Origin of the sequence: Vibrio alginolyticus NBRC 15630 = ATCC 17749, from assembly GCF_000354175.2 — a bacterium.
In the GTDB taxonomy this organism is placed as follows: Bacteria; Pseudomonadota; Gammaproteobacteria; order Enterobacterales; family Vibrionaceae; genus Vibrio; species Vibrio alginolyticus.
The window spans coordinates 2,953,946-2,973,815 of sequence record NC_022349.1; the positions used below are offsets into that span (position 1 = coordinate 2,953,946).

Below are 19,870 nucleotides of genomic sequence, written 5' to 3' on the forward strand. Positions count from 1 at the left end.
CGACATATTCTAGTACTAAGTCAAAAAAGGTAGAGATATAAATGGCACAAGCCGAGTTTTCATTGCAGGAAAAAGATAAGAAACGACTGATAAAAGATCGTTTAGTTCGACTTGCAGTGACATCCGGTGGTGTCGGCGTACTCGCGGCGCTTATTTTGATCTTTGTCTACCTCGCCATGGTGATCATTCCGCTTTTTTCTGATGCGGAGATCAAAACCAACCAAGCCATTCGAGCCACTCATATTGAAACACCACTTGCGATTTCAGTGGATGATTACGCTCAGCTCGCGTTCGTTCTAACCCAAAGTGGTGAGATTCAATATTTGTCGATGGACGATCCTACGAAACCTGCGGTGTATACACAGCAAATCGCCCAGAAACCCGTCGCTTTCTCTCAATCTGCTCCTGGGCTAGGTTGGTATGGATTTGTTGATGGGCAGGGTAAAGCGAACCTTTTCAAGCCAGAATTTAATGCTACATTGAGAGAAAATACACGTCCTCCGGAAGTGATTGAGCTAGACACCAGCATGGATCTGACACTAAGTACGCCTCAAGATCCTGTGACTCAGTTTGTATTTGCAGCTTCGACGCCCTTACCAACGGTTGTTTGGCAGACGCAAAGTGGTGAAGTGAAAGCTCGCTGGCAAGTGGCTTCGTCTTTGGGTACGTCTCCTACAACGATCGATTTTACGTTCTCTTCAGGCTTTAATACGCCTCAGCAAATGTTGTTGACACCTGACGGTGAAACGCTTTATTTGCGCGATGGCTCTGAGTTGATCGTGTTAAAGAAAACCGCACGTAAATTTGCTGTGCGAGAGGTGGTCGATCTCACTCAAGGTGATAAGAAGCATTCCGTTCGTACGATAGACTTATTGGCTGGTGCTTACTCGCTTTTGGTGACGCACAACGATGGTCGGGTGTCGCAATGGTTTGATACGCTGCAAGAAGAAAAACGCACGTTAACGCATATTCGTGATTTTAAATTGGCATCAGAGCTTAAGTATTTGTTGCCGGATTCTCATCGAAAAGGATTTTATAGCTTTTACACCAACGGCACGTTGCAAAGCCATTATACAACCAGTGAAAAACTGGTGTTGTTTAAGCGTGCGTACAATCAAGCGCCCGCAATCGCAGCAATGTCTAACAATGAACGCTACTTAATCACTTGGCAAAATAATGCGTTAAATGTTGCGGAAGTGGACAATGCCTATCCGGAAGTTTCATTGTCTTCATTATGGCAAGAAGTGTGGTACGAAGGGTATCCTGAGCCTGAATTTGTGTGGCAATCGACTTCGGCGAGCGATAACTTTGAGGCTAAGTTCAGCCTAGTACCTATTGCGTTTGGAACGATAAAAGCGGCGATGTTTGCGATGCTGTTTTCAGTACCGCTCGCAGTGCTAGGTGCTATTTATACGGCTTACTTTATGTCGCCACGCATGCGTCGTGTAGTAAAACCGTCGATTGAGCTAATGGAAGCACTGCCGACGGTGATCATAGGTTTCCTCGCGGGATTGTGGTTCGCGCCTATTGTCGAAGATCATTTGATTACGATCGTCGTTATGCTGTTTGTTTTGCCCTTGAGCACCATGATTATGGGCGGGCTATGGGCATTAATACCGCAACCTTTGCGGAATCGTCTGCCTAATGGTTGGCATGCTTTAGTGCTCATGCCTGTCATATTGGTACTGATTGGGCTTGGAGTGTGGATTTCGCCTACGATTGAGCAGACGTTCTTTGGTGGCGATATGCGCTTATTCTTAACCGAGCATGGTATTGGTTACGATCAACGCAATGCATTGGTGGTGGGGTTAGCGATGGGGTTTGCTGTTATCCCGACGATTTTTACCATTGCCGAAGATGCCATTTTCTCTGTACCGAAGCATTTATCGGATGGCTCTTTGGCATTAGGGGCCACGCCTTGGCAAACTTTAATCTATGTTGTCTTGCTTACTGCAAGCCCAGGTATTTTTTCTGCCATTATGATGGGCCTGGGACGCGCTGTTGGCGAAACCATGATTGTATTAATGGCAACGGGCAATACGCCATTAATGGATTGGAATATTTTGGAAGGATTGCGCAGCCTGTCGGCGACCATCGCCGTTGAGTTGCCAGAGTCGGAAGTTGGAAGTTCGCATTATCGCCTGCTGTTCCTAGCTGCATTGATTTTATTTGTGTTTACGTTTGCAGTAAACGCGCTTGCGGAGTGGGTTCGTCAGAGACTGAGAGATAAGTACCGTGCGTTGTAATAATGGTTTGAATAAAGAGCGAGTAATAACGTGTTAAATTGGATTCGTTCTGGCGCACCGTGGATATGGCTAACAGGCGGTGCAGTCAGCATCAGTTTGTTGTCGGTATTAGGGTTGTTACTCCTTATCGGCTGGAAAGGCCTGACTTACTTTTGGCCAGCGCCCTTGTATCAGTGGAATGTTGCAGCGCTGACACCTGTACAAGGCGAAGTGCTACATGAAAATACTATTCTGATTGGTCAAGTGTATGAGCGCAGCTTTGTACCGAAGAGTTATTTGCCTGAAAGCGCAGCACAACAGTTAGAAGACGATGAAGATTTTGCCACGCGACTCAGTATCAAAATCGCCAACCGAGAGTTGTATCCCGCCGATTTTATCTCCGTATTGCAAATGCAGTTGGATGAGCCCACGACGCCAGAAGAGTGGGCGGTGATAGAGCGCAGTAGCGGTGGTTATTTCTTTGGTAAGCTGGTGGCGTTTCAAGATGGCGATAATATATACACCAGTGATATTCAATCGATACTAAATAAAAAGCTTGATGATGCAGAAACTCTGCGCCATGAGATTGATTCTTTGGTGGTCGATCAGCTTAAAGAGCTTGGTTGGAAGCTAGAGCAGTTGCGATTAGAAAAGCGCAAGCATGAATTGAATGACACGCTGACAGAAAGCTTCTTAAAGGAAAATCAGACGAAAAAAGAGCAGATAGAAAAAGCGCTTGCGACGTTAGATTTGCAACTTGATGGTTTACGACTTCAGCTCTCTGACTATGCCTTGATTGCCGAGGATATGACGGGGTCACAAGTATCGATTCCGCTCGAAGACATTTTGGACTACTGGTATCCAAACCAAATGTCACTGCCTGATAAAGTCATGCATTGGGGAAAACAGGTTTGGAAGTTTTTATCTGAAGATCCAAGAGAGTCTAACTCCGAAGGAGGCGTGTTCCCTGCGATATTTGGTACGGTTTTCTTAGTACTCATCATGTCGATCATTGTGATGCCACTCGGGGTGATCGCCGCTATCTATCTACATGAATACGCTAAGAATAATGCTCTAACCAGAGTTATTCGTATTGCGGTTATAAACCTAGCGGGTGTTCCATCGATTGTTTATGGCGTGTTTGGTTTAGGTTTCTTCGTTTATACGATTGGTGCCTCTATCGACAACGTATTCTATGCGGAGAAGTTACCGGCACCAACCTTTGGTACGCCGGGTTTGTTATGGTCAGCACTAACTCTTGCCGTGCTGACGCTTCCAGTTGTGATTGTGACGACAGAAGAAGGTTTAACTCGAATTCCGAGCTCCGTACGACATGGCTCTCTGGCACTTGGTGCAACTCAGTTCGAAACGCTATGGCGCGTGGTTTTGCCTATGGCGACGCCAGCTATTATCACAGGTTTGATCCTTGCGATTGCGCGTGCAGCTGGCGAAGTAGCGCCACTGATGCTGGTGGGGGTCGTGAAATTGGCATCCAGTTTACCGGTTGACGGACAATTCCCTTATGTGCATTTGGATAGAAAGTTCATGCATTTAGGTTTTCACATTTACGATGTTGGCTTTCAAACCTCCAACATCGAAGCGGCGCGACCATTAGTTTATGCCACCTCTTTCTTACTCGTGACAGTGATTGTCGGGCTAAACTTAACAGCAATCAGTATTCGCAATAATTTACGAGAAAAATACAGAACGTTAGGACAAGATTAAGTATGTTTAATTTTGATAGTACATTAGGTTATGAGCCACCATTGGACGTTCATAATTTAACGGATGAACAAACAGCAATCTCAATCGAGAACCTTAATCTGTTCTATGGTCAAACTCAGGCGCTGCATGATATTTCGATGCAAATTCCCAAAGGGCGAGTCACCGCTTTTATCGGTCCTTCAGGGTGTGGAAAGTCGACGTTATTACGTTGCATCAATCGCATGAACGACTTAGTGGAAGGGTGTCGAGTCACAGGCAAAGTACGTCTACATGGCAAGAATGTTTATCATCCCAATGTCGATGTTGCGACACTTCGACGCCGAGTGGGGATGGTGTTTCAAAGACCCAATCCATTTCCTAAGTCTATTTATGAAAATGTAGTTTATGGCTTACGCTTACAAGGTGTAAAAAACAGCCGCAGTTTAGATGACGCAGTGGAGCGATCCTTGCGCTCGGCGGCGTTGTGGGATGAGGTAAAAGACCGCTTGCATGAGAACGCATTTGGCTTATCTGGTGGTCAGCAACAGCGCTTGGTCATTGCGCGCGCGGTGGCGATTGAGCCGGAAGTCCTGTTATTGGACGAGCCAACATCAGCGTTGGATCCAATCTCAACTTTAACTATTGAAGAGCTTATCAATGAGCTGAAGACTCAATATACTGTCGTTATCGTTACCCATAACATGCAACAAGCGGCGCGAGTGAGTGATCATACTGCATTCATTCATATGGGGAAGTTAATTGAATACTCTGACGCGGACTCGATCTTCACCTCGCCAATGAAGAAGCAGACCGAAGATTACATTACGGGTCGCTACGGTTAAGTCGCGACTCTATACGGAATAAGGAACATCATGCACTTTGGACGTCATATTTCAGGACAATTTAACGTAGAGCTAGAATCGATTCGTACTCATGTATTAACCATGGGAGGCTTGGTAGAACAGCAGCTTTCGTATGCTATTCAAGCCTTGCATAAAGAAGACATCGAACTGGCGCGTAAGGTTGTGCGTGACGATCATAAAGTGAATGCGATGGAAGTCTCGATCGATGACGCTTGTACACGCATTATTGCTAAGCGTCAGCCAACGGCAAAAGACTTGCGCTTAATCATGGCTATCATCAAAACGATCACTGATTTAGAACGTATCGGTGACGTGGCGACACGTATTGCTTACGTTGCCATTGAAAGCCCATCATCAAAAGAACGACAATTCCAAGTGTCGTTAGAGCCTCTCTGCCGTCAGGCAATTAATATGCTGCATCAGGTTTTAGACGCGTTTGCCCGTATGGATGTAGAAGCGGCAGCAGAGGTGCACAAACAAGATGACAAACTAGACGCCGAGTATGAAGCGGTGATTCGTCAGTTGATGACTTACATGATGGAAGATCCAAAAAATATCCCTAATATTCTGCAAGTGATGTGGTCTGCACGCGCGATTGAACGCGTGGGGGACCGCTGCCAGAACATCTGTGAATACATTATTTACTTTGTGAAAGGGAAAGATGTACGCCACCTAGGTGATCAAAGTATTGATGACGTACTGAAGTAACTGACTTCAACAAATAGACCAGCTTTTAGGCTGGCCTATTTATTAGAGAGAAGGAAAGCACGTTAATATTTATCAGGAACGAAGGTCTGATCATCAATGGGCGCTCTGACGTAACCTTCTTTATTGAGTTCAGGTAATTCGATGGGTGAGTACTCAAGTGCTTTGTAATCAATCTGGCTTAGTAAATGACTGATACAGTTCAAGCGCGCTTTTTTTTTGTCATCAGAAGGGACGACCCACCAAGGGCAGTTTTTCGTGTCTGTATAGGCAAACATCTTATCTTTTGCTTCCGAATACTCCGCCCAGCGATGACGTGACTCTAAATCCATTGGGCTGAATTTCCAACGTTTGATCGGCGTATTAATTCGACCTAGAAAACGTTTTTCCTGCTCTTCGTCTGAAACCGAAAACCAATACTTGATCAGAATAATCCCAGATCGTTGCAACATTCTCTCGAATTCAGGGCAAGAGCGTAAAAACTCCTCGTATTCGTCTGGAGTACAGAACCCCATGACTTTTTCGACACCTGCTCGGTTATACCAACTTCGGTCAAATAAAACGATTTCACCAGCAGATGGTAAATGAGCGACGTAACGTTGGAAGTACCATTGCGTTTTTTCTTTTTCGGTCGGTGCAGGCAGAGCCACTACGCGACAAACACGCGGGTTTAGCTTTTCTGTAATTCGCTTTATCACTCCGCCTTTGCCCGCAGCATCACGGCCTTCAAACAGAACCACCACTTTTAACCCTTTGTGTTTGACCCACTCTTGAAGTTTTACGAGCTCAACTTGAAGGTTTTTGAGCTCCTTTTCGTATTCCTTTTTCTTCAATTTAGACATACACCTTTCCTCACTCCTTGATAAACAATATGTTAGCACTCAAAAGCTATGCGCGTGAGGTTACGGTGGTCTATTTGAGAGTTGCTACGACATCGGTTATGGCTTGTGTACTTGTGATGGGGATTAAAAAATCATCGACATCGGATGCGCCCATTTTGCTTTGTTCAGCAACAAAGGTCATTTGGCTAGGGCGTGTGGTTTTGCCTGACAGATGGATTTCAGGAACTTGAGTGTCTTCTACTAACGCACGTACGTTACTCGCATTAACGCCAGCCCCCGCCATGATTGCTATGCGTCCTTGGGCTTGCTTAACCAAAGCTCTAAGCACATCGATCCCTTGTGGTGCTGAAGGCGCAAGACCGGAGGTTAAAATACGTTCACAACCTAAGCTGATCAGTTCTTCCAAAGTTTTTTCAGCGTCACGACACTGGTCAAAGGCACGATGGAAGGTCACGCCTAAGCCAAGCGCTTGAGCAAATTCACACAGCGCAGCCGCGTAAGGCATATGAATATCACCGTCTTGAGTGAGCACGCCGAACACGACACCGCTCAAGCCTGATTGGTGAGCCGCTTCAATATCCCAACGCATCATTTCGATCTCTTCTTCATTGTAGAAGAAGTCACCTTGGCGTGGGCGGATCATGGCATAAACTGGAACACTCGAAAGCTTAGCCGCTTGCTGCATAAAACCATAACTGGGTGTTAGTCCGCCTAAAGCCAAAGAGGAGCAAAGTTCAATCCGAGTGGCGCCGCCAGCAATGGCGTAGTGCAGAGATTCAATATTATCGATACAGACTTCTAGGTGAGTAACCACGTTCATTTATCCTGCTAACGTTACAAATAGGTGTTGTGGCTAAGATATTAACAGGGCAAGTAAGCAGAATCTGTATGGAGGGGATGATAAATATAGGTAAAGTTTACGCTAAAGCGTTACCTCATTTTGGCGGTTTATCTGAAGGAAAAAGAAAGCCCAGAGCAGAGGCTCTGGGCTTTGATAGGACTTTACTTAGACTGATTGGCGTTTGCGGTTTTCCGCATTAGCTTTTTGCTTTATATACATCCAACCATCACACCCGTTGAGCTAGGGTGAAGGTCTATTATTTTTTGCCTAGGTCAGCTGCGTGCTCAGATAGGAACGCTGCAACACCTTTTGGAGATGCGTCCATACCTGCTTTACCTTCTTCCCATTGTGCAGGACATACTTCGCCGTGCTTCTGGTGGAAGTTAAGAGCGTCAACCATGCGTAGCATTTCGTCGATGTTACGGCCTAGTGGTAGGTCGTTAACTACTTGGTGACGTACAACGCCTTCTTCGTCGATTAGGAAAGAACCACGGAAAGCAACGCCTGCTTCTGGGTGCTCAACGTCGTAAGCTTTACAGATTTCGTGCTTAACGTCAGCAACTAGTGGGTACTTAACTTGACCGATACCGCCATCTTCGATAGCAGTGTTACGCCATGCGTTGTGAGAGAACTGAGAATCGATAGAAACACCGATTACTTCAACACCTTTAGCTTGGAAGTCAGCTAGACGGTTGTCGAATGCGATTAGCTCAGATGGGCAAACGAAAGTGAAATCTAGTGGGTAGAAGAATACTACTGCTTTCTTACCTTTAGTGAACTCTGCAAAGTTGAAGTTTTCAACGATTTCACCGTTACCTAGAACAGCTGCTGCAGTAAAATCAGGGGCTTGACGACCTACTAGTACCATTTTTTTTGCTCCTAAAAAGTATGGTTAGCTCCAAACCGAATTCAGTTGTGTCGGTTTGGTTCGTGTTTGTACGAGACAAACTATAGTACAGATTGTAGTATTGAAAAAAGCGAAATAAATAGATTGAGTTAATCGAAAAAAACGATAATAACAAAACTCTTAACTCGATCACTGGAACGGCGGTAGATACAAATACAATTATGAATAAATGGCCCAGTTTGAAGCAGTTACACTATTTAGTCACACTGCATGAAACAAGACATTTTAGTGACGCTGCAGAGCGTTGTTTTGTCAGTCAGTCGACTTTAAGTAAGGGTATTCAAAACTTAGAGGAATTGATTGGTTGTCCCTTATATGAAAAGAAAGATAAAAAAAGTCCACTGGTTTTTACCCAAACAGGAGAAATGGTAGTAAAGCAGGGGCGAGAGCTGTTAGCAAAAGGGCAAGATTTGGTCGAGCTTGGACGTATGTGCCAAGGCGACGATATGCAAGGCCAGCTAAAAGTAGGATGTATACCAACAATTGCTCCGTTTTTACTGTGTGATTTGGTACAAGAGGTGAACTACCGTTTTCCACAACTGAATCTTTTATTAAGAGAAGACACGACGACAAACTTACTTCAAGCGCTCAGACATGGTGAGCTGGATGTGCTTATTTTAGCGTTACCAGTCGAAATTGATGGGATGGAAAGCCGAGTAGTGGGTAAGGATCCGTTTCGAATGGTTATAAGCGCTAATCAAGCCCAATCGGTCCCTGTGCCGATTCGTTACGCGGATTTACCTGACGAATCCGTCTTTCTACTAGAGAAAGAACATTGCTTAACGGAACATGCGGTATCAGCGTGTAAATTAACAGACAAAGAAAAAATCAATCCGTTTACGGCAACCAGCCTCCATACACTGGTGCAAATGGTTGCGAATGGTTTGGGAACAACGTTCATTCCTCAAATGGCTATCGACCATGGCTTGCTGCATAACCAGAATTTAGTCGTGATCGATCCTCCCGGTAAACAAGCTTATCGCGAAATAGGCTTAGTTTGGCGTCCGAGCTCGTCAAGAACGAAAACATTTAATCAACTTGCAGAAGTCGTTTCAGAGCTGCTTTAGCTATTAGTATTAGCCCTTACTTCTCCATTATTTATCTAAAAGCGCACTGGAAACAGTGCGCTTTCTAGTATTTTATTCTGTTGGTAAACTTTGACTTGTAAAATTTTACAGCTCTTCTTTGATGAAGCTTTCATAAAATAGTGAAATTTCACAATGTTAATTTTACACAAAGCCCTGCATACCTTGTTTGACCCCTGTTTAAATACATCTCTTCAGCCCTTGTGAATACAAGGTGTTTGTTTACCAGTCTATATTCATACGCTTGTTTGAAATGATAAAACGACTTTAAATTTAATGTAATTTTATTACGTAATAACTTACAAAATAAGGCGCTTGATAGATGGTTTTTACCTTGCGGAATAAAACTTTGAATTTTCTGTTTTGTTTATATTGGGGGTTTCACTAAACCCCTTGTTGATATAGCTTATTTAAAGGCCGATACGACTTATGTCTAGATTGAAAATACACGTAGCATTACGCAATCTATCGGCATGGCTAGACGAGTTGAACACAAAGTTAAAGGATGTAATTTGTTGTTCATAACTTACAAATGTAGCTTTACGCTGACTGCCCAAGATTGATAAAGCACGTTAAGGATGAATGATTATGCTTGCTCAGACAGAACAAAAAACACAACAACTAAAGCAAACCCAAGGCATGCTTGAGGTGAATGGAGTCGTTGCTCCAGAACATCAAGCAATTTTCCCTGTTGAAGCCCAAACCTTTTTATCTCTACTGTGTGAAAAATTTGCCGGACGTGTTGAACAGTTGCTGGAAGCAAGAGAAGAGAAGCAAGCACGTATTGATGCTGGTGAGCTACCAGATTTTCTACCAGAGACACAAGACATCCGTGAAGGAAGTTGGAAGATCCTAGGAATCCCACAAGATCTGCAAGATCGCCGTGTGGAGATTACCGGACCAACTGACCGCAAGATGGTGATTAACGCACTGAATGCGAATGTAAAAGTGTTCATGGCAGACTTCGAAGATTCAATGTCTCCTGCATGGAGTAAAGTGCTGGATGGTCAAATTAACTTGCGCGATGCTGTTAATGGCACCATCAGTTACACCAATCCTGGCAATGGCAAACATTATCAGCTGGAAGATGACCCAGCGGTGTTGATCTGCCGTGTTCGCGGCCTTCATTTAAAAGAAAAACACGTTACGTGGCACGGTCAGATCATTCCAGGTGCGCTATTCGATTTCGCTCTGTATTTCTATAACAACTACAAAGCGTTACTTCAAAAAGGCAGCGGCCCTTATTTCTACCTTCCAAAACTGCAATCGCATCACGAAGCGAAGTGGTGGAGCGAAGTGTTCCATTTCACGGAAGACTATTTCGGTTTGGATACAGGCACCATCAAAGCGACTGTGCTGATTGAAACCTTACCAGCGGTATTCGAAATGGACGAGATTCTGTTCTCGCTTAAAGAACACATCGTTGGTTTGAACTGTGGTCGCTGGGATTACATCTTTAGCTATATCAAAACATTGAAAAAACACTCAGACCGAGTACTGCCAGATCGCCAAGTGGTAACGATGGACAAGCCATTCTTAAACGCTTACTCGCGATTATTGGTACGTACTTGCCATAAACGAGGTGCTTTCGCGATGGGAGGAATGGCCGCATTTATCCCAGCTAAAGACCCGAAAGAGAATCAAAAAGTATTAGACAAGATCCAGACTGACAAATCGTTAGAAGCTAACAACGGCCACGACGGTACTTGGGTGGCTCATCCAGGTTTGGCTGACACTGCTATGGAAGTCTTTAGTGCTGTGCTGGGTGAGCGCACCAACCAGTTGGATGTGAGCCGTGCAGAGGATGCGCCTATTACTGCAGCCGAACTGCTTGAGCCTTGTGAAGGCGAGCGCACTGAAGGCGGAATGCGCCACAATATTCGCGTTGCGCTGCAATACATCGAAGCTTGGATTTCTGGCAATGGTTGTGTGCCGATTTACGGACTGATGGAAGACGCTGCAACGGCAGAAATCTCACGCGCCTCTATCTGGCAATGGATTCAACACGGCAAGTCGCTAGACAACGGATTAAAGGTCACTAAAGAGCTGTTCGAGCTCTATCTCAAAGAGGAGATTGAAGTCGTGAAGCAAGAAATTGGCGAGCAGCGCTACCATGCAGGTCGATTTGAAGAAGCAGCAGACTTAATGGCAAGGCTCACGACGAGCGATGAACTGACCAACTTTTTGACAGTTCCTGGTTATGACTACCTGGATTAATAAAGAATAACTGTAACACCAATAACGTGAAGGATTTTCAAAGGCAGATAGGGAAGTACTGCCTGAGAACGGAAACTCAACGCACACGCATAAAGTGCAAATTATAAAGAGGGATAGACCAATGACTAACTTAACTCGCCGCCAACAAATTGAAGCTCTGGAAAAAGACTGGGCAACTAACCCACGCTGGAAAAATGTGAAGCGTACTTACACTGCCGAGGAAGTGGTGGAACTGCGTGGCTCTATGGTGCCTGCAAACACAATTGCACAACGTGGTGCAGACAAACTTTGGTCACTGGTCAACGGTAGTGCGAAAAAAGGTTACGTAAACTGTCTTGGTGCGCTAACGGGTGGTCAAGCCGTTCAACAAGCTAAGGCAGGTATTGAAGCGATTTATCTGTCAGGCTGGCAGGTAGCGGCGGATAACAACACCGCTTCGACGATGTATCCAGACCAATCTCTTTACCCAGTAGATTCTGTACCGTCAGTAGTAAAGCGTATCAACAACTCATTCCGTCGTGCAGACCAAATTCAGTGGGCTGCTGGTAAGACGCCTGAAGATGAAGGTGGTATTGATTACTTCCTACCTATCGTAGCGGATGCTGAAGCGGGCTTTGGTGGTGTGCTTAACGCTTACGAACTAATGAAATCGATGATCGAAGCCGGTGCCGCGGGCGTTCACTTTGAAGACCAGTTAGCATCGGTGAAAAAGTGTGGCCATATGGGTGGTAAGGTATTAGTTCCTACGCAAGAAGCGGTACAAAAGCTCGTTGCAGCTCGTTTGGCTGCTGACGTAGCGGGTACAACAACATTAGTTATTGCTCGTACTGATGCGAATGCGGCGGATCTCATTACTTCAGATTGTGACCCATATGATAAAGACTTCATCGAAGGTGAGCGTACTCAAGAAGGTTTCTACCGCGTTCGCGCGGGTATCGACCAAGCGATTTCTCGCGGCCTGGCTTACGCACCATATGCAGACTTGATTTGGTGTGAAACGGCTACGCCATGTTTGGAAGAAGCACGTAAGTTTGCAGAAGCAATTCACGCTGAATACCCAGATCAATTGTTGGCGTACAACTGTTCGCCGTCCTTCAACTGGGAGAAAAACCTAGATGCAGAAACTATTGCTAAGTTCCAACAAGAGCTTGCAGACATGGGCTACAAGTACCAATTCATCACGCTAGCAGGCATTCACAACATGTGGTTCAACATGTTTGAACTGGCGCACGCTTACGCTCAAGGTGAAGGTATGCGTCATTATGTTGAGAAAGTTCAGCGTCCTGAATTCCAAGCAGCTGAAAAAGGCTATACGTTTGTTGCGCACCAACAAGAAGTAGGTACAGGTTACTTCGATAGAATGACCAATACTATCCAAGGTGGTAACTCTTCAGTGACAGCATTGACAGGTTCGACCGAAGAAGACCAATTCTAATTGGCAGAGAAACACTTCCTTAATCAGCGTCAGTAATGGCATTTTGAGCGGCAACCCTGCCGCTCTTTTTTCGTTTAACCGGTGTAAAAACGAAACTTACAACAAAGAGAATACGCTTGCGTACTACTCTTCCTGCTCGATTTCTTCAGGTTCCACTTCTTCTTGCAGTTCCAATAAGTTAATCGCAATGGTCACAAAGTCACTGTCAGTAATGATGCCGACCAATCGACCTTTGGTGACAACAGGTAGACAGCCAACTTTATGCTTTTGCATATAGATAGCGCTCTCTTTGAGCCCCGCGATAGGCTCTGCCGTCATGATATTGGTGTGCATCATTTCGTAGAGCGGTGTGTCTAAAGTAAAAGATTGTTCAGCCTCATCTGGGTGCAAGCTCGATTCTTGAGCAGCAAGAATGTCGCGTTGAGTCACCAAGCCTTGTAAGTGGTTATTGGCATCAACAACCGGAATGTGTCGAATATCAAGCGCATCCATCATGCTTTTTGCATCACGCAAGGTGTGCGTGCGCAGTAAGGTATGAGGATTACGAGTCATCATGTCTTCAACCTTGATCATAGAGACCTCCAGCGGCATTGTCCTTCTCTTAAATATAGAGAATATTTTTCTGTATATCTGGGAGCTAACTCGTTTTTCATCAATTAAATAGCACAATGCTGATGGGCTGCGTAATCTGTGTTTTATTGATGTTTTTATTAATTTGAATAAGTCGGTTTGTGTGCGAGTCAGTTGGCATTTTTAGTTGATATTGAATGTGTTCCCAAGGTAATCCAATGAATTGAATCGCACATTTTTATTCGCTGGATTTTCCAAGATTCTTCTCTCGAAGAAGATACGTCCAGGCTTACCAAATTGAAGACAGCAACCTAGATGAAACGAACAACGTGTAACAAACTTATTGCGCTGGCAGTGGCGGCATTCAGTGTGCCATCAACACAGGCGATTGTGTTAGGAGATGAACAAACCGATCCTGTTGACCGCGTTACTTTGCGAGCAAGTAACATGGCAGAGTTTCCGCTGTGTGGTGGAACGATGCTGACAGAGCAATGGGTACTGACTGCGGCGCACTGTGTGGTGATGGGACAAGGAACCAATGAAGCAACCTACTATGTGACCCCGCCGGGTGAGCTGTCGGTGAATGCGAATGCGTATGAACTTAATTCTGCAGGGCTTGATAACTTTTATCCGGTGTCTCACGTTGTGGTTCATCCGGATTACACCCGGATTTCAAAAGCTGAGACCGACAGTAATGGCAACGTGAAACCTATCCAAACCGGTTTAGATTCAGACATCGCGTTGCTGTATCTCACGCGCCCAGTGGCAAACGCGAACTTTGCTGACCTAGCGAGTAAAGTTGACATGGAGAGTATCGAAGCACGTTTGGTGGCGGATTGGAACGATAATTACCTGACCAATCAACGTGTCGAAAATGTGCAAGTGTTTGGATGGGGGGCTACTCAGCCGGATGCTTCTGAACCTTCTAATACGCTCAAAACCACCATTAGCACATTTTTACCCATCGACAAATGTTATGAGCGTTTAGAAATTGGCAGCAGTTTTCCGGGGATCATTGATTCAAGAGACAACCAAACCAAAATTTGTACGCTACCAACACAAAACCATGTATTGGAGCCAGATAGCCATACTCAATATGGCAACTCTGCATGTAAAGGTGACAGTGGTGGCCCGTTGGTCGATGTGGCGACCGGCAAACAAATTGGTATTGTTAGTGGCGGCCCCCTTATTCTACCAACGTGTGGCTCTTTGACGATCCCAAGTTTCTACACCAAGGTGAGCCACTATTACGACTGGGTACAGTCTTACATCACTGCCGATGCGCCACCAAGTCGTTACATCATTGCGCCGAATTTTATCAAAAGTGCTAACAATGAAAGTGGTGACAATAAAGAGTGTCACGATGGCATTGCGACCAATAACTGTGATTTCAAAGGCTCAGATGATGAAGGTGGCAGTCTAGGGTTTTGGTTATTGGGTTTATTCGTGCCGTTATTCTTGTGGCGAAAGCGTGAGGTTTGATAGGGCGATTGGAATGCCAAACTAATAAGCAGCGGTATACGCTGCTTTGCTTTTTTCATGTTCTCTCTTTTGGGCTCAAATTAAAAATAGTGCCAAGTCATCGAGGCTTTTCACGTTTTATTACACTCTTCACCATGGCTTTTACTGCTATATTCTGGTGATTTGCTTGCTATTGCAGCATGTAAACATATACTAGTCTGCTGCGAAAAACTCGTCGCAATTTTATCGTCGCCTAGACGTGATTTGACCAATAGATAAGACAAGTAACATGCAAGTATCAGATTTCCATTTCGACCTTCCAGATGAACTCATCGCTCGCTACCCTCAACCAGAGCGTACCGCTAGCCGACTGCTGCAAATGGACGGCAATACCGGAGAGCTCATTGATGGCACATTTACTGATGTATTGGGCCAAGTTCAACCCGGTGACTTAGTGGTGTTTAATAATACTCGTGTTATTCCTGCTCGTCTTTTTGGCCGCAAGGAATCGGGCGGTAAATTAGAAGTGCTGGTGGAGCGCATGTTGGATGAGAAAAGCATCCTAGCGCACGTTCGTTGCTCTAAATCACCAAAACCAGGTACAACCATTATTGTTGGCGAGAATGATGAATATTCAGCAGAAATGGTTGCACGCCATGATGCTTTATTTGAACTGAAATTTAGTTCTGATAAGACGGTACTAGAAATTCTGGAAGAAATCGGCCATATGCCGCTTCCTCCTTACATCGACCGTCCAGACGAAGATGCAGATAAAGAGCGTTACCAAACGGTATATAATCAAAAGCCAGGTGCGGTTGCGGCACCGACAGCGGGCCTTCACTTTGATGATGTTCTCTTGGAGAAAATCAAAGCGAAAGGTGCAGAGTTTGCTTACGTTACTTTGCACGTTGGGGCGGGTACATTCCAGCCAGTAAAAGTGGAAAATATCAACGATCACCACATGCATGCCGAGTACGTAGAAGTACCACAAGAAGTCGTCGAAGCAATTAAAGCGACGAAAGCGCGTGGCGGACGAATTATTGCTGTTGGTACAACATCTGTGCGCTCACTTGAAAGTGCAGCGCAAGACGCATTGCAAAAAGGGACTGAGCTGGCCCCATTCTTTGGCGATACAGAAATCTTTATTTTCCCTGGTTACGAATATCAGCTGGTGGATTGCTTGATCACCAACTTCCACTTGCCTGAATCAACATTGATCATGTTGGTGAGTGCATTTGCTGGATACGAGAACACCATGAATGCTTACAAACATGCGGTGGAAAACAAATACCGTTTCTTCTCGTATGGCGATTCAATGTTCATCAAGAAGAAAACGGCGTAGTTAAAAATAGATTTACGAGTGCTAGCAGTAAGCTAGGAAATAAAGCATCCATTGCTTTGTCTCTCGCAAGGAAAAGCGACCGCTCCTTAAAGTAGGGTAGAGCCCTAAACACTCAGTCAGACTGTTTCTCTGACACCCGGAGGCATCGTGAAATTAAAATTCGATCTTAAGAAGAAAAACGGCAATGCACGTCGTGGTCAACTGACTTTCGAACGCGGCACTGTTCAAACTCCTGCGTTCATGCCAGTAGGTACTTACGGTACCGTTAAAGGTATGACACCAGAAGAAGTAAAAGGTACTGGTGCAGAAATTCTGCTAGGTAATACGTTCCACCTGTGGCTACGTCCTGGTCAAGAAGTGATGAAAATGCACGGTGACCTGCACGATTTTATGAACTGGCACGGTCCTATTCTTACTGATTCAGGCGGCTTCCAAGTATTCAGCCTTGGTAAGATGCGTACGATCACTGAAGAGGGTGTTCACTTTCGTAACCCAGTAAACGGTGACAAGATTTTCATGGACGCAGAAAAGTCGATGGAAATTCAAAAAGACCTGGGCTCTGACATCGTTATGATTTTTGACGAGTGTACGCCTTACCCAGCGACACACGATGAAGCGAAGAAATCGATGGAAATGTCATTACGCTGGGCACAGCGTTCACGTGACCACTTCGAGAAGCTAGAAAACCCGAACAACCTATTTGGTATTGTCCAAGGTGGTGTTTACGAAGATTTACGTGATGTGTCGGTAAAAGGTCTAACGGAAATCGGTTTTGACGGTTACGCGGTTGGTGGTTTGGCAGTAGGTGAGCCTAAAGAAGACATGCACCGTATTCTTGAGCATACTTGTCCTCAACTTCCTGAAGACAAACCTCGCTACTTGATGGGCGTAGGTAAGCCAGAAGACTTGGTTGAAGGTGTTCGTCGTGGTATCGACATGTTTGACTGTGTAATGCCAACGCGTAACGCACGTAATGGTCACTTATTTGTGACTGGTGGTGTGATCAAGATCCGTAATGCGAAACATAAAACGGATACAACACCATTGGATCCGCATTGTGACTGTTACACTTGTCAAAACTACAGCAAGTCGTACCTTCACCATTTAGAGCGTTGTAATGAAATCTTAGGCGCTCGCTTGAATACAATCCATAACCTGCGTTACTACCAGCGTCTGATGGAAAGCATTCGTAAAGCAATTGATGAAGATCGCTTCGATGAATTTGTTACTGAGTTCTATGAGCGTCGTGGTCGTGAAGTGCCACCACTAGCAAAAGAGCAGTAATTGAAAAACTAAAAGAATTAAAGCCTTTGGCATGTCGCCAGAGGCTTTTGCTAATAAAGTAGGCTAACGCACGTTATTTTTGAGAGAGCGATCTCTATTAGTTACTCTCAGACTTGAATCTAAAATGCGAAAGCCCAATTTGTTTGATTATCAATAAAATATAATGAGGATGTTTTAATGTTTATTTCTCAGGCTCACGCAGCAGCAGAAGGCGCGCCAGCAGGCGGTGGTTTTGAAATGCTAATCATGCTTGGCATGTTCGCAGTGATCTTTTACTTCATGATTTACCGCCCACAAGCGAAACGCGTAAAAGAACACAAAAACCTAATGGCTTCTATGGGCAAAGGCGACGAAGTTTTAACTAGCGGTGGCCTAGTGGGTAAAATCACTAAGATTGCTGAAGACAATGACTACATTTCAATTGAGCTTAACGCGAACAATGAAGTAGTAATCAAGAAAGACTTCATCACTGCAGTGCTACCAAAAGGTACGCTTAAGTCTCTATAAAACAGCTAAAGGATCCTCGCTGTGCTAAACCGTTATCCATTATGGAAGTACTTGATGGTGCTTTTTGCCATCATCACCGCTGCGTTATACGCACTTCCAAATATCTACGGTGAAGATCCGGCTATTCAAGTTACAGGGGCGCGTGGCGCCTCTGTAGATATGTCAACGCTGGATGCTGTCACTACTGCTCTTAACAAAGAGCAACTTTCTCATAAATCCATTGCTCTCGAAGATGGATCAGTTCTTGTTCGTTTTAACGACACTGACACACAAATCAGTGCTCGTGATGTCATCAGCGAAGCGCTAGGCAAAGACACAATTGTTGCACTTAACCTTGCACCTTCTACACCCGATTGGCTAGAAGCGATTGGCGCGTCACCATTGAAGCTAGGTCTTGACCTTCGCGGTGGTGTTCACTTCTTAATGGAAGTGGATATGGATGCAGCGATGGAAAAGCTTGTTGGTCAACAAGAAGAAGCTTTCCGTAGCGAACTTCGTGACGCCAAGATTCGTTACCGTGCAATCCGCCCTTCTGGAAAAGAAGCGGTAGAAGTGTTGTTGCGTAACGAAGAGCAATTAGCAGAAGCGAAAGCAACGCTAGAAAAGAATCACCCGGACATGATTTTTGTCGATTCTGATTCAAATGGCCGTTACGCTCTTACTGCCACCTTTACTGAGCAACGTTTACAAGAGATCCGTAACTATGCTGTTGAGCAAAACATTACGATTTTACGTAATCGTGTCAACGAACTAGGTGTTGCGGAACCATTGGTTCAACGTCAAGGTGCTAGTCGCATTGTGGTTGAACTGCCTGGTGTTCAAGACACTGCTCGTGCAAAAGAAATTCTCGGAGCTACGGCAACGCTTGAATTCCGTGAAGTTGATGATAAAGCTGACCTATCGGCAGCGGCAAATGGTCGTGCGCCAGCAGGTAGTGAAATCAAGATGGACCGTGATGGTCGCCCAGTTGTGCTTAAGAAGCGCGTTATTCTTGGCGGTCAAAGCATCACAGATGCAAGCTCAAGTGTTGATGAATATGGTCGTCCACAAGTTAACATCTCGCTAGACAGCGAAGGTGGTAATAAGATGTCTGCGTTCTCTAAGAAGAACATTGGTAAGCTAATGGCTACCGTGTTTGCAGAATACAAAGACAGTGGCCGTCGTACGCCTGAAGGCAAAGTTATTCTGGATAAGCATGAAGAAGTCATCAACCAAGCAACGATTCAATCGGCTCTTGGTCGTAACTTCCGTATCACAGGTATCGACTCTGCTGCAGAAGCACACAACCTAGCACTTCTACTACGTGCTGGTGCACTGATTGCACCTATCTCTATCGTTGAAGAACGTACCATTGGTCCATCAATGGGCCAGCAAAACATCGATATGGGTATCCAAGCATGTATCTGGGGTATGGTTGCCGTAATGCTATTTACGCTGCTTTACTACCGCGGCTTTGGTTTGATTGCAAACATCGCTCTAATGGCAAACTTGGTGCTTATCATTGGTGTTATGTCGATGATTCCAGGCGCTACCATGACGCTTCCGGGGATAGCCGGTATCGTGTTAACAGTCGGTATGGCGGTTGATGCGAACGTACTGATCTTCGAGCGTATCCGTGAAGAAATTCGTGATGGACGTAGTCCACAACAAGCGATTCACCAAGGTTACGCGAATGCATTCAGCACGATTGCTGATGCGAACATCACAACACTAATTACTGCAATCATTCTATTTGCGGTCGGTACAGGTGCGGTGAAAGGTTTCGCAGTTACTCTATCTATCGGTATCTTAACTTCAATGTTCACCGCCATTATTGGTACACGTTGTATCGTGAACCTGATCTACGGTGGCAAACGCGTTGATAAATTGTCGATCTAAGGCT

General features: G+C 45.1%; 16 protein-coding genes. 12 read left to right on the forward strand and 4 right to left on the reverse strand.

The features are described 5' to 3' along the window. The first annotated feature begins 41 nt into the window (after window positions 1-41). From N646_RS13585 to phoU, 4 genes are read left to right on the forward strand one after another with little or no spacing between them, the layout of a single operon-like run. Complete coding sequence (locus N646_RS13585) at window positions 42-2,246, forward strand: ABC transporter permease subunit (RefSeq protein WP_017820556.1); 2,205 nt, start codon at window positions 42-44, stop codon at window positions 2,244-2,246. A gap of 30 nt (window positions 2,247-2,276) precedes the next feature. Beyond that, window positions 2,277-3,950 carry a phosphate ABC transporter permease PstA gene (pstA, locus tag N646_RS25220; RefSeq protein ID WP_017820557.1) on the forward strand — a complete coding sequence of 558 codons (1,674 nt, stop codon included), beginning with the start codon at window positions 2,277-2,279 and terminating at the stop codon, window positions 3,948-3,950. A gap of 2 nt (window positions 3,951-3,952) precedes the next feature. Next, window positions 3,953-4,771: a phosphate ABC transporter ATP-binding protein PstB gene (gene pstB / locus N646_RS13595; protein ID WP_017820558.1), complete on the forward strand. Its 819-nt coding sequence runs from the start codon at window positions 3,953-3,955 to the stop codon at window positions 4,769-4,771. A 30-nt stretch (window positions 4,772-4,801) separates the two neighbouring features. Next, window positions 4,802-5,500 carry a phosphate signaling complex protein PhoU gene (gene phoU, locus N646_RS13600; protein WP_005381744.1) on the forward strand — a complete coding sequence of 233 codons (699 nt, stop codon included), beginning with the start codon at window positions 4,802-4,804 and terminating at the stop codon, window positions 5,498-5,500. Window positions 5,501-5,562: 62 nt separating this feature from the next. Here the strand turns inward: phoU and ppk2 are convergent, their stop codons facing one another. From ppk2 to N646_RS13615, 3 genes are all read right to left on the reverse strand, one after another. Beyond that, on the reverse strand, window positions 5,563-6,339 hold the full coding sequence (ppk2, locus tag N646_RS13605) for a polyphosphate kinase 2 (RefSeq protein WP_005381743.1): 777 nt from the start codon (window positions 6,337-6,339) through the stop codon (window positions 5,563-5,565). Window positions 6,340-6,409: 70 nt separating this feature from the next. Further along, window positions 6,410-7,153 carry a copper homeostasis protein CutC gene (locus N646_RS13610; protein ID WP_102949775.1) on the reverse strand — a complete coding sequence of 248 codons (744 nt, stop codon included), beginning with the start codon at window positions 7,151-7,153 and terminating at the stop codon, window positions 6,410-6,412. A 283-nt stretch (window positions 7,154-7,436) separates the two neighbouring features. Continuing rightward, window positions 7,437-8,048 (reverse strand): peroxiredoxin C, encoded by a 612-nt coding sequence (locus N646_RS13615; protein WP_005381738.1) that lies wholly within the window; start codon window positions 8,046-8,048, stop codon window positions 7,437-7,439. A gap of 200 nt (window positions 8,049-8,248) precedes the next feature. Here N646_RS13615 and N646_RS13620 point away from each other — a divergent pair, with 200 nt between their 5' ends. From N646_RS13620 to aceA, 3 genes are all read left to right on the forward strand, one after another. Continuing rightward, entirely contained in the window at window positions 8,249-9,154 is a 906-nt protein-coding gene (locus tag N646_RS13620) for a hydrogen peroxide-inducible genes activator (RefSeq protein WP_005383681.1), read from the forward strand. 606 nt (window positions 9,155-9,760) lie between these two features. After that, complete coding sequence (aceB, locus tag N646_RS13625; protein ID WP_017820561.1) at window positions 9,761-11,389, forward strand: malate synthase A; 1,629 nt, start codon at window positions 9,761-9,763, stop codon at window positions 11,387-11,389. A 121-nt stretch (window positions 11,390-11,510) separates the two neighbouring features. Continuing rightward, window positions 11,511-12,824 carry an isocitrate lyase gene (gene aceA / locus N646_RS13630; protein ID WP_005381733.1) on the forward strand — a complete coding sequence of 438 codons (1,314 nt, stop codon included), beginning with the start codon at window positions 11,511-11,513 and terminating at the stop codon, window positions 12,822-12,824. A 123-nt stretch (window positions 12,825-12,947) separates the two neighbouring features. Here aceA and N646_RS13635 read toward each other — a convergent pair whose 3' ends face one another. Then, complete coding sequence (locus N646_RS13635) at window positions 12,948-13,397, reverse strand: CBS domain-containing protein (protein WP_017820562.1); 450 nt, start codon at window positions 13,395-13,397, stop codon at window positions 12,948-12,950. A 312-nt stretch (window positions 13,398-13,709) separates the two neighbouring features. On the opposite strand from N646_RS13635, the gene N646_RS13640 reads away from it, so the two are divergent. The 5 genes from N646_RS13640 to secD all read left to right on the forward strand — a co-directional run bounded on the left by N646_RS13640 (window position 13,710) and on the right by secD (window position 19,866). Next, window positions 13,710-14,876 carry a trypsin-like serine protease gene (locus N646_RS13640; RefSeq protein WP_017820563.1) on the forward strand — a complete coding sequence of 389 codons (1,167 nt, stop codon included), beginning with the start codon at window positions 13,710-13,712 and terminating at the stop codon, window positions 14,874-14,876. A gap of 268 nt (window positions 14,877-15,144) precedes the next feature. Then, window positions 15,145-16,197, forward strand: a complete 1,053-nt coding sequence (gene queA, locus N646_RS13645; RefSeq protein ID WP_005381728.1) for a tRNA preQ1(34) S-adenosylmethionine ribosyltransferase-isomerase QueA — start codon at window positions 15,145-15,147, stop codon at window positions 16,195-16,197. A 147-nt stretch (window positions 16,198-16,344) separates the two neighbouring features. After that, the gene (tgt, locus tag N646_RS13650) at window positions 16,345-17,481 is read left to right on the forward strand and encodes a tRNA guanosine(34) transglycosylase Tgt (RefSeq protein ID WP_005381727.1); all 1,137 of its coding nucleotides are present in this window, start codon (window positions 16,345-16,347) and stop codon (window positions 17,479-17,481) included. A 177-nt stretch (window positions 17,482-17,658) separates the two neighbouring features. Further along, on the forward strand, window positions 17,659-17,988 hold the full coding sequence (yajC, locus tag N646_RS13655; RefSeq protein ID WP_005381725.1) for a preprotein translocase subunit YajC: 330 nt from the start codon (window positions 17,659-17,661) through the stop codon (window positions 17,986-17,988). Between the two features lie 21 nt (window positions 17,989-18,009). Further along, window positions 18,010-19,866: a protein translocase subunit SecD gene (gene secD / locus N646_RS13660; protein WP_017820564.1), complete on the forward strand. Its 1,857-nt coding sequence runs from the start codon at window positions 18,010-18,012 to the stop codon at window positions 19,864-19,866. The last annotated feature ends 4 nt before the right edge of the window (window positions 19,867-19,870 follow it).

Excerpts from the sequence above, each read along its gene's own strand:
- yajC (WP_005381725.1), top strand. The coding sequence starts at position 17,659 with ATGTTTATTTCTCAGGCTCACGCAGCAGCAGAAGGCGCGCCAGCAGGC.
- aceB (WP_017820561.1), top strand. The coding sequence starts at position 9,761 with ATGCTTGCTCAGACAGAACAAAAAACACAACAACTAAAGCAAACCCAA.
- N646_RS13585 (WP_017820556.1), top strand. The coding sequence starts at position 42 with ATGGCACAAGCCGAGTTTTCATTGCAGGAAAAAGATAAGAAACGACTG.
- queA (WP_005381728.1), top strand. The coding sequence starts at position 15,145 with ATGCAAGTATCAGATTTCCATTTCGACCTTCCAGATGAACTCATCGCT.
- pstB (WP_017820558.1), top strand. The coding sequence starts at position 3,953 with ATGTTTAATTTTGATAGTACATTAGGTTATGAGCCACCATTGGACGTT.
- N646_RS13640 (WP_017820563.1), top strand. The coding sequence starts at position 13,710 with ATGAAACGAACAACGTGTAACAAACTTATTGCGCTGGCAGTGGCGGCA.
- ppk2 (WP_005381743.1), bottom strand. The coding sequence starts at position 6,339 with ATGTCTAAATTGAAGAAAAAGGAATACGAAAAGGAGCTCAAAAACCTT.
- phoU (WP_005381744.1), top strand. The coding sequence starts at position 4,802 with ATGCACTTTGGACGTCATATTTCAGGACAATTTAACGTAGAGCTAGAA.
- N646_RS13635 (WP_017820562.1), bottom strand. The coding sequence starts at position 13,397 with ATGATCAAGGTTGAAGACATGATGACTCGTAATCCTCATACCTTACTG.
- aceA (WP_005381733.1), top strand. The coding sequence starts at position 11,511 with ATGACTAACTTAACTCGCCGCCAACAAATTGAAGCTCTGGAAAAAGAC.
- N646_RS13620 (WP_005383681.1), top strand. The coding sequence starts at position 8,249 with ATGAATAAATGGCCCAGTTTGAAGCAGTTACACTATTTAGTCACACTG.
- N646_RS13615 (WP_005381738.1), bottom strand. The coding sequence starts at position 8,048 with ATGGTACTAGTAGGTCGTCAAGCCCCTGATTTTACTGCAGCAGCTGTT.